Here is a 13,463-nt window from a genome sequence, read left to right as displayed (position 1 = left end):
TAGATGGTGTCCAAAATTTAGTATAAAATGTTATAAATGTATAAAAATATTCTCTATCCTTAGGGCTCTAAAGCCCTATAAATAGGTATAAAATGATATAATTGTATTTTGAAGCAAAACAAAATGTTTTAATAATCTTTTAATAATCATCTACGAACTGGAATTCAAAATTTTATTAAAAGAAAATGCCATTATATATCGCTACAATCGATATTTTATGAGTGTCGCTTTGGGTTTATTTTTTAAATTTTTATTAAGGTTTTTTGCATAGAAAACTTAAACGCATTGTTTCTTCTTTAATGCTATGAGATTGTTATACCTCAAACTACCTACCTAGCGTATCAGGACATCATTTAATGCACTTGCAATATATATCCCACGATTCATCGCTTGCACATTGATAAAAGGAGTACCAAAACCTCCTTGGCTACTTGGGTAAATAATAATTTGCACAAATATAAAATCTTTAATCTAAATCACACCTATAATAATTCGAATTATCAAGGCGGCAATAGAGACAAGGAGACCAAAGAGGTTTTGATCATTAATTATTTTGCAGACTAATATTTTATATTGGGGGCAAAATTATCATTGGATTAGGAAATATGCTATATACTATTTTGAAGTAGAAAAGTAATATTAGTGCCCTATAAACAAGAGGAGATAAGATATGTTTAAAACAATACAAACATACATAGATGCAAAACTTTTGAGATTCATCACATGGTATCTGAAAAGAAATGTACAATTTTCTCAAGAAGTTTTTTATCAAATTCCCTATGTAGCAATCATCAAGGATCTTAAAAATTACATGATAGTTGCCCTACTAGCATGTTGGTTTCTTGCTATTGTTCTTTGCTATTCAGGAGACCTATTAATCATGTCCTTTATATTTTTTATAACACTTTGCCCATTATATGGGATATACTCCACTTTAAAGGCTATGAAAAATGCTATGAGTATAAGTTTGAACATAGAGAACTTTTTATTTGAGTCCCAATCAAATAATGATTTTGGATAGTATTTGAAATATTTTGTGTGTTTTTGTGAACACAAAGCCTAATCTTTTAGGAAAATTTTACCGATTTTGATATTTTATGCTATAAATTCATTTATACTTGAACATCTTTTGTAGGAGCTAGCTATGAAAAAAACAGAAAATATATTGGAAGTTGTTACTATTCCAAATATCGATACTTCTTTCATAGAAGAAATTAAAAAAGGTGGTATAGCCGATAGTGGCGTTGAATCTAATGGAGATACCTTTTTTTCTTATAGGCATGAAGCTCCCACAAAAGAAACCTCAAGCGAAAGATTAGAGCGATTTGGTTTTGATGCAGAAAAGATTAAGTGTTGGTACTAACATGGGGATTGAAGAGAGTGAGGTCAAAAAAGAATACTTACATATTTTTTTTATAAAATACCTACAGTTTGCTGAAATCGAGGCTGTCGCTTCTGTTGCTAAGGGTAGGAATTATGAGATTATTAAGTGTTTGTATTCTTTGTTTGTAGAAATTTCTAAAAAGAAAACAGAGGCTCAAAAAGTAGAAAAAGAAATAAAAGAGCTGGACAAACAAATTGAAATCTTTAATGAAGAAAATAAAGACATACCTTCTATTTCCATAAGGATATCCACTCAGCAAGGATACCTGTATACATTAAGTCCCAATTCAGATTTAAGCCGTGCATTTCAGCTGTTAGTAACTTCCATGAACAAATACAAAATTTGGAGAGAAAATCTTAGCAAGGAAGCACTTAAGGAAATCTACAAAAGAAATCTCCTAGACAAACAACGATTCTATTTTAAAGACACTCCTGAAGATCTAAACAAAGAACTATTATCTCAGACTTTGGTTGCGCGCAATTATGTTCTTCGACAATCTCTTATTGAATTTTATAATGGTATTTCGCACCTTAATGCGGCATTTTGGAATACAGGAGATAAAGAAGATAATGTAAAAAAAGCCAAACATCACTTCCAGAGAGGAGCTCTAGATTCATATAAGGCTATCATTAAAGATTTTTCCTTAATGTTAGGGAACCAAAGTGATGAGCCGAGGCAAAAGTTTCTTAAAAAAATTGCTGATATTAGACAAAAAGAATATCAAACAATTGGGTTTGAGAAAAAAAGAAATGAGGACATTTCTCTTTATCAAGAATATGAAAATCTTGTTGATGCTATCTTGCAGCTACAAAAGAAATAATCAATAAAAGAATTGTATTTTTTTTATTTTATTCTTCTAGATTATCTATAAAGCTTTTAAACTCATTTTTAAACAAAGAATCTATAGCTAAATTTACAATTTCAGATATATTGTCCTTGCCTTTATCTTTAATATCATTTTCTGATAAAAAAGCAGGTATCATTAATTTGATCTTTTGCATAGAGCTTTCGGTAAGAGTAATTTTTTTATTTCCTAAGTTTTTTTTAGTTTTATCTATTTTTTCTAAACTTTCTGAAATATTTCTATTTTCTATGCTATCTTTTATATTCTCCATACAATCTCCTTAATTATCCTTAAAATTAAACAAATTATATCACAAAATATTCTATTTGTATTAGAAATGTATTTTTTGATAAAATATTATTATATTTATGCCAAAAAGTTGATAGTTTTATATTTTTTTGTATTTAAAAAAAAAAAAAACAACAAGCATAAATTTTATATAACATAACTTACATACAAAATAAGAGGGTTTTAAAAAACATCTTAATATAAAACATAGGGTTTTTATATAACATAATTTGTAATTATGTTATATAAAAACATAATTATTCAAGGAGAATCTGCATGGAGCTTACAAATTCTAACATTGTTGAAGATTTAAAACGATGGGAGAAAGCTTTTTTTACAGAATTTTCTCAAAAAAATCGATTAGAGAATACAATAGCGCAATACCATAGAGTTATTGAGAGGTTTATTGAGTATTCTAGAAGTATCCAAGATGAAGTAACCTTAAAAACAATTAATTCCTTGGTAATAGTGAATTTTTTTACTTTTTTGGAAAATATACCAACATTAAGAAGAAATAATAAAAAAAATGGAAAAATATTGACTAATGTTACAAAAAGGAACTATATAAATATATTAAGGGCATTTTTTACTTACATTGAAGATAATAATGATGAAATGCACTCTTTTTCTAAAATATTTCACAAATTAAAGTTTAATTCATTTGAAAAGCAAGAAGAAAAAATTTCATACTTAAATGAACAAGAAATCCAAAGATTATTGACTTATCTTGACAATATATACCTCAAAAATGGAAAAACAATTAGAATTAGAAATGTCTTGTTGATTAAACTCATGCTTTTTGCTGGGCTTAGAGTTACAGAAGCATTAAATGTCAGGTTGATTGATTTTTCTATAAATGAAGCTTCAAAAATATATCAAATCAGACTTCCTATGGCAAAAGGAGGGAAGGAACAAATCGCCTATATTTCCGCTAGACACATTCAATTAGAGCTTGAAGCTCTTAAAACAATTTATGACCCATACGAATTTATTATGGTTTCTGAAAATAAAAACCACTTAGCAAGAGAAAATGCGTACTTGATTGTAAATGCAATTTATAAAAAAGCAGGAATCAATAAAAAAGGATGCCACATTTTAAGGCATACTTTAGCAATGAGGCTTACTGAAGAAGGTGTTTCACTAGCAACTGTCAAAAAAATATTAAGACATTCTAACATTAGTACAACTACTATTTACGCTAAAGCTACAGCAAAGGGAGTAGGGGAGGCTTTAGAGAAAATTTAATGTTCATCAGGCTTCATACATAACCTCCTTTCCATACAATTTTTCTATTCTTTTTTTGTATCACAAAAAGCCATTTGATTTTTCTTGTGTGGCTAATTAGAATTCTTTTGTTTTTGTTTATTTTCTGAGACAAACAAAGGATATTCATGATCACACCCTCACACTTAAATCCAAAAAGCATTGTTAATCTTGGCAGTTTCTATACCCCTGAGTTTTTAGTAGAAAAAGCCCATGCCTTATTGCAAAAATACATAAGTAGTCAAAAATATACACTACTTGATAGTTCTTGTGGTGCTGGGAATTTTTTACTCGCTAATGGATTTGACAAAATTATAGGTGCTGACATTGATAAGGGAGCATTAGATATTGCAAGAAGCAGAATAGATTCTCGAATTATTTTATTGCATAAAAATGCACTTTATAATGTTTCAAGAGGCACTTTTGGTATTTCAGAATCCGAAAAGCTTATAATCATAGGCAACCCACCTTATAATGATAGAACATCTATAGTGCAACGAACAGTAAAGAATAAAGAAGCAATTAGCATGGATTTAGCATTGCAATCTAGAGATATAGGCATAAGCTTTTTGCGTTCATATGAAAAGTTGCAAGCAGATTATGTTTGTGTCTTGCATCCATTGTCATACTTAATTAAACAGACAAACTTTCAGGCATTAAAAGATTTCGCAAAGCACTACAGGCTAATAAAATAGAAACATTCTTGGAGGATTTACTAAGACACTTTGATGATAGATTGGTAAAATATTGCAGTAACTAATAAGTAGGGGAAATAAGCCTCCCCTTTCGAATTTCGATTACGATTGTATGCTGTTTTTGCTTAGCAATAACTGAAAAGGCATTCTATACAATGTTTTGGTTGTGGCTATTAAAGAGAAAATATTTAGCCAACCCACGCTGCACTATAGGCATACTTCTGCAAATAAAGTTTTTTAAGGAAAACCACTAAGCACCTAAACAACAAAAAGATTTCTTGAAATAGAAAGAAAGTTTTAGTTATAATTATATTGAGGTTGCTCCAAGAGGGTAGCGACCTCTTGAAGTAGCCTTAATCCAAAATAGGAGGTAAGGCTTATGGATAAGATTCAGACAAAAATCTTAGTAGCCATTATACTAATATTTTTTGTATTAGTCAATGTGTGTTACTAAGATCACCAAACCACCAGCTCACAAGCGGTTGGTGGTATCTTATCCAACCCTCCCAGCTTGTTTGTAAATACGCCATTAAAGAAGAAAAATATACAGCAAGCTAAGCCACAGCTACCAAGCCACCACTCCACTATCTAGTTTGCCAACCACTCTTAGCACTTCCAAGCCACCAAATCACCTTTTCTTTACTGGCACTATTCCACTTTTTCTTTATAATCTACTTGAGAACTTCCTATTTGAAACCACCTATATTTTCTGTTATAATCCACACAGAAATTAAAACTAAGGAGGACACTATGGCTAGCAATATAGCAAGTGCAGTTATGAGCAGATTATCGCTTTCTTTGCAATCCATACTTTGCCATTGCAATGCGTGAGAATCTTGTGCGTAAATACAAAAAATAAAACATAAAGAAAATATCAAATGTCTCATTCTACCCTCTATGCAATATTCTTGAAACATTATACTGAATATTTCTTTCTTTATTCGCTAGTGCATTGTGATTTTTATAATAAAAAAATAAGCAGGATTGATTCTACGTATTTTTGATTCTTGCATACTGCTTGGTTCTCTTATCTAAGCCATTTGTACCGCCATTGATTTTTTTGGTTATTTGTCTAAAATCTTTCATTCGCAAGATTCACTAAAATCCTTTAGCTTTCTTTCATTCACGACTTCCCAATCGACTTCTTTACAATGTCCCGCTTTATAGCATAATTCTGTTAATTTTGAAAAGAACTCATCATTTATAGAATCTAAAGGGATAAGATTCTCTTTCTTTGGGTCATCTCGTGGTTGGCGGTAAAAAATATCAAAGCTAATCAATCGGTCATCAAATCTACCACAAAATCTATCATAGTAGAAATATTTTTGGCTATATTGATGTAGATAAAATATATCGTTTATAAGTCTAAATGTGTAATAACTTTCATTGCGATACGATTCTTCATATCCAAACTCCTCAGATTTGTTTTCCAAAGTCCAAAAATCACCCTTAGTCTGTATTTGCATATTTCCATTACTACAAAAAGCAAAGATGACTTTATCTGAATGTAAAATATTTATACAGCTAAAGGAAGCACCCACTATTGTTCTATCAGTATAGCCAGATATATTAGCAATTATAAATACATAGGATTGGTTATTAAACATTTTATTTTCAACCACAACATCTTCTGTTTCAATGTTAAGTTCAGAGATTTCTTTTGTTTTATTGAGTAAATTTTCCTTGACTAATGCCAAATCAAGAGCAAAAGAGAAATTAATGCAGCATAAATAAGTGCCGAGTAATATTAAGAGGGTTTTTACAGCATTCATTAAGTGAAATCCTTAAAGATATTATGATTTTTTAATCTATTGTATGCTTTTATTCTTTTTTCATAACTATCTGTTCTTTGATTAACAATATAAGTTATAGCATTTACTCTTTCGTTATCTGTACCTGCTTTGATGTCTGCTATTTCATAGCAATATTTGTTCTTGAAATTAACATTCTTACTCTTATTTATCTGACTATTCCAAAACCATACCACACTAAGTAAGGCATATTTTCCATTATTAGTGATACTATCAGGATTATTTACAAAGTAATTATCTGTATCTATCCAGCCTTGCTTTTTGGCATAAATACTTGCCCTCTCATAATGTTCTTTAAATGTCAAATGTATCAATCCTTTACCACGATATTTATAGCCATCACCTTGTCCTATCATTTAGAATCTACCTTGACGATTAATTTGCCTGTTTCATCAATTAAGTTGTCAATATAAAGTTTATCAAGTAGCCTAGCCATATCATCTTTAACACTGATATTTTCAACTTCCTTTGCATATTGTAAAAATATAGAATCTAAAAGCTTTGGGTTATTGAAAGCGAGATACTTGCTTAATTCTTGTATCCCATATTCATATGCTACTCCAATATAATCGTGTGAACACATTTGGATTCCAGCACCGCTTGTAAATTTCTTATTGCATTCACCTGTATATTCCCGTTTTTTCATCGCTTCTCTTGCTATGTTTTTAATCTCTTGCTTTTTATATTCAGATATGTGTTGCATTATGAGGTGGTAGTAGCTAGTAAAAAAATTATCTAAAAAGATTATTGTGGGACTTCTTGCCATTCCACAACCTGCAGCGCAACTTATCACTGCTGCGACTTCATCGCTACACTCAAAATCATCATCAATACTAGGCTCTAAACTCTCTAGCATTCTTTCCTCATTGTTATAGAAATAATCATATATGCCTTCTTTCTTGTTTGTATCATGAGCATACACTATAAGCACTATCAAGCACATAAATATCCATTTTTTCATTATTTGCTCCTTATGTTTCAAAATCCTTAAAGATATTTTGAGATTTAATTCTTGCATGTTGCTTAGTTCTATCATCTAAGCCATTTGTGCCACCATTTATGGTAAGACTAATTGCTAAAACACTTTTTGTAGTATTTACATTTTCTTTTGTGATTATTATATTACCATTAGCTTCATCATCTATGATCTCATAGAGATGCTTTCCTTTAAATATTAAAACTTCTTGATGTTTTTTGGCATTGGGATAGCATTTTCTATCATTCCAATAATACACCGCACTAAGCAAAGCATACACTCCAGAATCTGTAACTAGCTGTGGCTGTGCCTCAAAATCTATATCACTACTTAGCCAACCTTGATTGTGCAAATATCTTGTGCAAGCATGATAGTTATCTCTAAAGGTTAAATGCAATAATCCTCTCCCTCTAAAGTTATAGCCATCATCTGTGTTGGGTCTATTATTTAGCCACCTATTTGCATTGTAATTTCTATTTGCATTTTCTCTAGTAATATTCTCCTCCAACACTAATGTATTTCCACATTCTGCTCTAGCTTGTGCAAAGAAATGCTCTATTCTTGCTCTAGTATCTAGCCTATAATGCACAAACATAGGTTCATTATTAGCATGGAGTCTATTAAGCTCACTTACCATATCTTTTAGTTTTTGCACTTTAGTATTTACTTCATTGTATTGATTTCTTTGTGCTTGTAACATTTTTTAACCCTTGCAATAACTCATCATTTATAGAATCTAAAGGGATAAGTTTTTCTTTCTTTGGGTCATCTCGTGGTTGGCGATAGTAGATTTGAGTGTTGTTTGTGATTTCTTGGTCATCATCGATATGTTCAAATTCCTTGCTATATTGATGTAGATAGAATCTATCGCCTATAAGCCTAAAGGTTAGATAAGTATTGGTGATATTACCTATTCTGTCTTGTTTATATGTTTCTATAGTGAAAAATGGTATTTTATGTTCTATTTTTATTATATAATCTCCATTGAAACAAAATTCTTGCATTGGTGCTAGATTATCAAAAACCTTAACACAATTAAAACATAAGGCTATATTTCCCAGATAATCTTTAATGTAATTTTGCATAGTTGCGACAAAATACTGCTTGTTCTCAAAGTCCATATTATAAGAATCTATCAACACATTAGGGTATGGCAAGTTTTTAATATACATATTTCTTAGTGAATTAATTATAACATCATTCTTATCCTCAATATTTTGTGCATGGAGATACATGCAACACAATGTAATACTACAACCAATCCTCATCAAATATCCTATCATCTCGTATCCTTTCATATTGATTCCACCTTGCTTGATAGCTATCGGTATATCGATTGATGATTCTTGTTACAGAATCTACACTAGCCCTAGTATCAGTATTGGCATTTACAAAGCAGTTATTCTGCCTCCAAAAATACGCCGCACTCATTATAGCATAACCACCATTTTCAAAGAGTAGGTCTGGATTTACTTCAAAGTCTATTGCATTGTCTATCCACTCCCATTCTCTAGCTCTTGTTGTGAAATTTTGATAGTTGTTTCTAAAGGTTAGATGCAATAAACCTCTGCCTTTAAAGTTATAGCCGTCATTACTATTTTGAATATTTCCATATCTGCCATTATACTTAGTGTTGCCAATTTGAATTTCATTAGCTCTTTGAATATAAACTCCATTATTCCTTAGATAGCCATATTCCCTAGCTTGTTGTTGCGTAAATCTATTATCTCCCAATAAAGATTCAACAGAGTAATTTAAGTGTTCTTTTAGATTCAATGTATTTCCACATTCCACTAAAACCTGCCCAAAAAATGATTTAATCTCAAAGTAGTATCCAACCTATAATGCACAAACATAGGTTCATTATTAGTATGGAGTCTATTAAGCTCACTTACCATATCTTTTAGTTTTTGCACTTTAGTATTTACTTCATCGTATTGATTTCTTTGTGCTTGTGTGGTGGGCGTGGTTTCTAATATCGCATAATTAATACTATTAAACACTCTTTTTAGCATATCGTATCGAAAACCTCTTGTAATGATTTTATATGTAGGCTTCTTTAACACTTCTTCTCCACTCTCATTTTGTAGTATATCCTTAGGACTAAAAGCAAAGACCATGATTTGTTTATCGTAATTATGCCATTGGTGTTCTATGAGATTAATTTCTATTTGTTCACCTCTGTGTTTTTGATTATTTCTTTTAAAGAATTGTAGTTCACTCACACTGTGCTATGGTCTATTATCTTAATAAAATGCAAATCTTTACCCACTTGCTTGAAATAATAATCATAGTAATACATAGTAATATACATTCGGTGTGAATCAAGCCAAAGAATACAATAAGTCCATAAGTATTCATCTATTGTTAGACTTGAAAAAGCTTCTAAATCTTCTTTATATCTTTGTTTTTCTTCTTCAGTAAGTAATAGAGGTATCTTTGTGTCAATATCAAACTCTATAAAAGGAAAATAATCTTTTGTGGGCATTTTTGCTGGATATATCATTTGAGCTATGGTAAGCGGATCATCACGATAGGCAATATACTCGGCTTGTTTCATTGCATAGATTTCTCGTAAGGTTTTATTATAATAAATAGTGCGTGTAATAGTATGCCACTCATTAAGAGGAATAGTAGAATCATCATTGTGATACACTATTTCTTTAGAATCTTTGGCATTATGTATTTTTTTAATATGCGAATCGTTTGCAATATAAGAATCTACTTCTTTAACAAATGACAATATATCCTTTTTGATGACTCGCTTTCGCAATTCCTTATCCTTAAAGGTATCATCTGGTAATGGAAATACAGCATAACTTGGCACACTGTTTATCAAGCCCACACAAGCCATTGTCTTAAAAAAATCTCGTCTTGTCATTGCGTTCCTCTATCTTGCAATATTGTCTTATCAGTATCCACTCTCTTAATCTTTGTAGTAACTCATCGTTACTAGAATCTAGGGGAATTTGCTTATTTTGAGATTTATAAAAGACAACTTCGCCATTTAATGTTTTTCAATATCATCAATGCCTTAGTGTATTAATATATTGCATTATGTGCTTTCCTTTGTATATGAGATTGCACAATGACTAAATAAGGCTTTAGAGAATCTTCATAATAAACCAACGATACTTACACTCACTGCAAAGAATCCATATACGCCCTCAAATCTTTTTCACTAAGGATTTTTATACCGAGATTCTGTGCTTTTGTGAGTTTGCTACCAGCATTTTCTCCGCATAACAAAAAATCTGTTTTGCTACTCACCGATGAACTTATCCTAGCACCCAAACTCTCCAAAATTTCCACAAAATGCTCTCTTGGGGCAGAAAGTGTGCCTGTAATAACCACACTTTTATTAGCAAACATAGAATCTTTGGCAAAATTCACATCCGGCACCTTAGGCTTTATGATTTGCAACATTGTAGCTATAAGCTCCGCATTAGCGTGATTAAATTCACATAATGATTTTGCCATCTCTTCACCAAAACCATCTATTTGCAAGATTTCTGTCTCATCGATACCAAAAACGCCAAGCCCAAAATGTTTGGCAAGTTTTTTGCTCGCACCCTCGCCAATATGCTCGATTCCAAACGCATTCACCAATCGCCAAAGATCTATACCATAAGTATTATGAATGCTCTGCAAAAGGTTTTGAGCGCGTTTTTGTTTCCAACCAGGAAGCGCGAGTAAATCTTCTTCTTTGAGTGTATAGAGATCTAAAATCCCGCATATCAAGCCCTTATCAAAAAGCTCATATATGATTTTTTCTCCCAAGCCATCGATATTTAACGCTTTTTTTGACGCAAAATGCACGATAGATTCTTTAACGCGTGCGGGACAATTAAGATTTTGGCATTTGATAAGGATTTCTTCGATTAATAATTCTTCCCCACATTCTGGGCAAAGAGTAGGGGGGGTTACTTTGGTTTGTGAGCCATCGCGTAATGAATGAATGGAGGAAATAATTTTTGGTATCACATCACCGCTACGGATTATTACCACTCTATCACCGATACGAATATCCTTTTTGGCAATTTCACTAAAATTGTGAAGTGTGGCACGAGCAATCATCGCACCCTCAATTTCCACAGGCTCTAGCTCTGCTACAGGTGTGATAACGCCTGTGCGTCCGACTTGAAACACAATGTCTTTTACAATAGAAGTTTTTTCTACTGCTGGAAACTTATATGCACACGCAAAACGCGGAGATTTGATTGTCCAACCAAGCTGCTCTTGAATCTCAAATTCATCAATCATTATAACCATACCATCAAGCATAAGCGGGTAGGATTCGCGGAGATTTAAGAGAGTTTGATAGGCATGTATGATACCTGCTTTGTCTGTGCAATGCTCCAAAAATGGCATAGGCGTAAAGCCAAAAGATTCTAAGGATTTAAGAGTGTCATAAAAACTTTTTGGTTGCGTGTGGATAGCACCCACACCCCATGGCATAAAACGCAAAGGACGCTTAGCTGTAATCTTAGAATCTAGTTGTCTTAGACTGCCTGCGGCGGCATTGCGTGGGTTTGCAAAAAGTGGAAGATTCTCTGCAAGTCTTTGGGCATTGAGAGATTCAAAGTCATCTTTGGCGATTAGCACTTCTCCGCGGATTTCTATTTGTTCTTTATAAGGGATTTGGAGTGGGATAGAAAATATCGTTTTTGCATTTTGTGTTACAAGCTCACCCTCTATTCCGTTGCCACGAGTAGTAGCACTTTGTAACAAACCATTTTCATACAAGAGATTAAGCGAAGCTCCATCAAATTTTGGCGAACATGTAAAGGTAGCGTGTGGATTGCTTTTGTGGATTCTGTGTAGCCACTCTCCTAGCTCATCATCAGCAAAAATGTCATCAAGACTCCACATACGCTTAAGGTGCATATTTTTGCTAAACTCACTTAATGGGACATCGCCCACGCGTTGTGTTGGTGAGTTTGGAGATATAGAATCTGGATTAGCGTCCTCATAGGCTTTGAGTTTATGATATAGCGTGTCATACTCCGCATCACTTGCGATAGGAGAATCTAAAACATAATAATGATGAGCCATTTTATTGAGTGTATCAATAGCTTGATGATAATTTTTGGAATCTATAGAATCTAAACTCTGCAAGATAAGTCCTTTTTGTGATTTTTAAGCTATTTTTGGTAGAATTATACACGATTTCACGCTTCTTTTCTTAAAGATTTATATGCTGGATAAATACGCTTAGGGAGATTGTCTTGATAGAAAATATTGACAAAACCACGACTTTACACCTCAAGAATGAGGCGCAGTTTTTATGTTTCACTTTGGAAGAGGAGCAAGAGGGATTGACACAACTCTATGCGATGAATGTCTTTAAGGTTCGTGAGATTATTTACTATAATGATCTCATCACAGAAACAGAGGGAGATAATACCGGAGTTTTACTAGGATTTCTCACCGTGCGCGATGAAACAATTCCACTTGTAGATATGCGGCGCTGGATTCACTACAATCCTTCCGATCCTTATAAAGATCTCACACAATATTCCGTGCAAACCGATAGGTGCCTTGTGGTGATTTGTGATTTTTCAAATTACACGGTGGGACTTAAGATTCGCAATGTGAAGCGTATCATTCAAAAGAGCTGGAATGAAGTCAATATGGGAAGTGAATATGGTATTGATGGAAATTCTAAAGTTACAGCTACGACCAAATATGATAATGGCGAAGTGGTGCAAATCCTCGATGTAGAAAGAATGGTGGTTGATGCATTCCCTATGCAAGGTTCTATAAATGAGCTTGATTTGGAGAGCATAGGACCTATTATGAGTAATCGCATAGTGCTTTTGGCAGAGGATTCTAAACCTGCGGCAAAGAATCTCCAACATGTCATAGAAAAGCTTGAATTACAATATTTTACATTCCCAAATGGTAAAGGCTTATTAGATTATCTCAATAATGCTGGTGTGGTAAAAATGGTAGGGGCGATCATCACGGATATAGAAATGCCTGTTATTTCGGGATTTGAAGTGTTAAAACGCGTCAAAGAAAATCCTGAAACTGCGCATATCCCTGTGATTATCAATTCTTCTATGAGTTCGGATTCCAATAGACAAATGGCAGAAGCACTCAAAGCCGATGCGTTTATCACAAAATCTAATCCTATTGAGATAGAACAAGCTCTCAAACGACTTCTTAAAAGCTAAACTTATTCTTAAGGAAATAAACT

General features: G+C 32.6%; 16 protein-coding genes. 5 read left to right on the top strand and 11 right to left on the bottom strand.

Translation table 11 applies throughout. From position 1 onward, the window contains the following. Positions 1 to 1,144: 1,144 nt before the first annotated feature. Both B9T66_RS07685 and B9T66_RS07680 read left to right on the top strand, forming a co-directional pair. On the top strand, positions 1,145 to 1,363 hold the full coding sequence (locus B9T66_RS07685; RefSeq protein ID WP_095628391.1) for a hypothetical protein: 219 nt from the start codon (positions 1,145 to 1,147) through the stop codon (positions 1,361 to 1,363). After that, a complete protein-coding gene (locus B9T66_RS07680; RefSeq protein ID WP_180763371.1) occupies positions 1,335 to 2,204 on the top strand; it encodes a hypothetical protein in 870 nt (289 codons plus the stop codon). Before B9T66_RS07685 ends, B9T66_RS07680 begins: the two co-directional genes overlap by 29 nt. Positions 2,205 to 2,232: 28 nt before the next feature. Here B9T66_RS07680 and B9T66_RS07675 read toward each other — a convergent pair whose 3' ends face one another. Next, positions 2,233 to 2,499 carry a hypothetical protein gene (locus B9T66_RS07675; RefSeq protein ID WP_095628389.1) on the bottom strand — a complete coding sequence of 89 codons (267 nt, stop codon included), beginning with the start codon at positions 2,497 to 2,499 and terminating at the stop codon, positions 2,233 to 2,235. 293 nt (positions 2,500 to 2,792) lie between these two features. On the opposite strand from B9T66_RS07675, the gene B9T66_RS07670 reads away from it, so the two are divergent. Next, positions 2,793 to 3,761: a tyrosine-type recombinase/integrase gene (locus B9T66_RS07670; protein WP_257874657.1), complete on the top strand. Its 969-nt coding sequence runs from the start codon at positions 2,793 to 2,795 to the stop codon at positions 3,759 to 3,761. Between the two features lie 146 nt (positions 3,762 to 3,907). Next, on the top strand, positions 3,908 to 4,474 hold the full coding sequence (locus B9T66_RS07665; RefSeq protein WP_095628388.1) for an Eco57I restriction-modification methylase domain-containing protein: 567 nt from the start codon (positions 3,908 to 3,910) through the stop codon (positions 4,472 to 4,474). 686 nt (positions 4,475 to 5,160) lie between these two features. On the opposite strand, the gene B9T66_RS07660 is transcribed toward B9T66_RS07665, so the two are convergent. From B9T66_RS07660 to ligA, 10 genes are all read right to left on the bottom strand, one after another. Then, on the bottom strand, positions 5,161 to 5,361 hold the full coding sequence (locus B9T66_RS07660; protein ID WP_095628387.1) for a hypothetical protein: 201 nt from the start codon (positions 5,359 to 5,361) through the stop codon (positions 5,161 to 5,163). A 195-nt stretch (positions 5,362 to 5,556) separates the two neighbouring features. Next, positions 5,557 to 6,246: a hypothetical protein gene (locus tag B9T66_RS07655; RefSeq protein ID WP_095628386.1), complete on the bottom strand. Its 690-nt coding sequence runs from the start codon at positions 6,244 to 6,246 to the stop codon at positions 5,557 to 5,559. Next, positions 6,246 to 6,641, bottom strand: coding sequence for a hypothetical protein (locus B9T66_RS09220; protein WP_257874656.1), 396 nt, complete (start codon positions 6,639 to 6,641; stop codon positions 6,246 to 6,248). Before B9T66_RS09220 ends, B9T66_RS07655 begins: the two co-directional genes overlap by 1 nt. Further along, on the bottom strand, positions 6,638 to 7,246 hold the full coding sequence (locus tag B9T66_RS07645) for a hypothetical protein (RefSeq protein WP_095628385.1): 609 nt from the start codon (positions 7,244 to 7,246) through the stop codon (positions 6,638 to 6,640). The genes B9T66_RS09220 and B9T66_RS07645 overlap by 4 nt, the downstream gene beginning before the upstream one ends. Before the next feature lie 10 nt (positions 7,247 to 7,256). After that, a complete protein-coding gene (locus B9T66_RS07640) occupies positions 7,257 to 7,961 on the bottom strand; it encodes a hypothetical protein (RefSeq protein WP_095628384.1) in 705 nt (234 codons plus the stop codon). Then, positions 7,930 to 8,559, bottom strand: a complete 630-nt coding sequence (locus tag B9T66_RS07635) for a hypothetical protein (RefSeq protein ID WP_143429121.1) — start codon at positions 8,557 to 8,559, stop codon at positions 7,930 to 7,932. The genes B9T66_RS07640 and B9T66_RS07635 overlap by 32 nt, the downstream gene beginning before the upstream one ends. Then, the gene (locus B9T66_RS07630; protein ID WP_095628382.1) at positions 8,513 to 9,037 is read right to left on the bottom strand and encodes a hypothetical protein; all 525 of its coding nucleotides are present in this window, start codon (positions 9,035 to 9,037) and stop codon (positions 8,513 to 8,515) included. The genes B9T66_RS07635 and B9T66_RS07630 overlap by 47 nt, the downstream gene beginning before the upstream one ends. Before the next feature lie 17 nt (positions 9,038 to 9,054). Beyond that, on the bottom strand, positions 9,055 to 9,486 hold the full coding sequence (locus B9T66_RS07625; protein ID WP_095628381.1) for a hypothetical protein: 432 nt from the start codon (positions 9,484 to 9,486) through the stop codon (positions 9,055 to 9,057). Continuing rightward, positions 9,483 to 10,142, bottom strand: coding sequence for a hypothetical protein (locus tag B9T66_RS07620; protein ID WP_095628380.1), 660 nt, complete (start codon positions 10,140 to 10,142; stop codon positions 9,483 to 9,485). The genes B9T66_RS07625 and B9T66_RS07620 overlap by 4 nt, the downstream gene beginning before the upstream one ends. A gap of 260 nt (positions 10,143 to 10,402) precedes the next feature. Continuing rightward, complete coding sequence (ligA, locus tag B9T66_RS07615) at positions 10,403 to 12,361, bottom strand: NAD-dependent DNA ligase LigA (RefSeq protein WP_095628393.1); 1,959 nt, start codon at positions 12,359 to 12,361, stop codon at positions 10,403 to 10,405. A gap of 128 nt (positions 12,362 to 12,489) precedes the next feature. Between ligA and B9T66_RS07610 the strand changes: the two genes are divergently transcribed. Continuing rightward, positions 12,490 to 13,440, top strand: a complete 951-nt coding sequence (locus B9T66_RS07610) for a chemotaxis protein (RefSeq protein ID WP_095628379.1) — start codon at positions 12,490 to 12,492, stop codon at positions 13,438 to 13,440. The last annotated feature ends 23 nt before the right edge of the window (positions 13,441 to 13,463 follow it).

This window comes from Helicobacter sp. TUL, from assembly GCF_002287135.1.
In the GTDB taxonomy this organism is placed as follows: Bacteria; Campylobacterota; Campylobacteria; order Campylobacterales; family Helicobacteraceae; genus Helicobacter_F.
Note: the sequence above shows the minus strand (reverse complement) of the source record. Positions and strands in the feature narration are given on the sequence as shown.

What these genes read in the sequence shown, in the direction of transcription:
- B9T66_RS07685 (WP_095628391.1), top strand. Translation starts at nt 1,145, where the DNA reads ATGAAAAAAACAGAAAATATATTGGAAGTTGTTACTATTCCAAATATC.
- B9T66_RS07680 (WP_180763371.1), top strand. Translation starts at nt 1,335, where the DNA reads ATGCAGAAAAGATTAAGTGTTGGTACTAACATGGGGATTGAAGAGAGT.
- B9T66_RS07675 (WP_095628389.1), bottom strand. Translation starts at nt 2,499, where the DNA reads ATGGAGAATATAAAAGATAGCATAGAAAATAGAAATATTTCAGAAAGT.
- B9T66_RS07670 (WP_257874657.1), top strand. Translation starts at nt 2,793, where the DNA reads ATGGAGCTTACAAATTCTAACATTGTTGAAGATTTAAAACGATGGGAG.
- B9T66_RS07665 (WP_095628388.1), top strand. Translation starts at nt 3,908, where the DNA reads ATGATCACACCCTCACACTTAAATCCAAAAAGCATTGTTAATCTTGGC.
- B9T66_RS07660 (WP_095628387.1), bottom strand. Translation starts at nt 5,361, where the DNA reads ATGAGACATTTGATATTTTCTTTATGTTTTATTTTTTGTATTTACGCA.
- B9T66_RS07655 (WP_095628386.1), bottom strand. Translation starts at nt 6,246, where the DNA reads ATGAATGCTGTAAAAACCCTCTTAATATTACTCGGCACTTATTTATGC.
- B9T66_RS09220 (WP_257874656.1), bottom strand. Translation starts at nt 6,641, where the DNA reads ATGATAGGACAAGGTGATGGCTATAAATATCGTGGTAAAGGATTGATA.
- B9T66_RS07645 (WP_095628385.1), bottom strand. Translation starts at nt 7,246, where the DNA reads ATGAAAAAATGGATATTTATGTGCTTGATAGTGCTTATAGTGTATGCT.
- B9T66_RS07640 (WP_095628384.1), bottom strand. Translation starts at nt 7,961, where the DNA reads ATGTTACAAGCACAAAGAAATCAATACAATGAAGTAAATACTAAAGTG.
- B9T66_RS07635 (WP_143429121.1), bottom strand. Translation starts at nt 8,559, where the DNA reads ATGAAAGGATACGAGATGATAGGATATTTGATGAGGATTGGTTGTAGT.
- B9T66_RS07620 (WP_095628380.1), bottom strand. Translation starts at nt 10,142, where the DNA reads ATGACAAGACGAGATTTTTTTAAGACAATGGCTTGTGTGGGCTTGATA.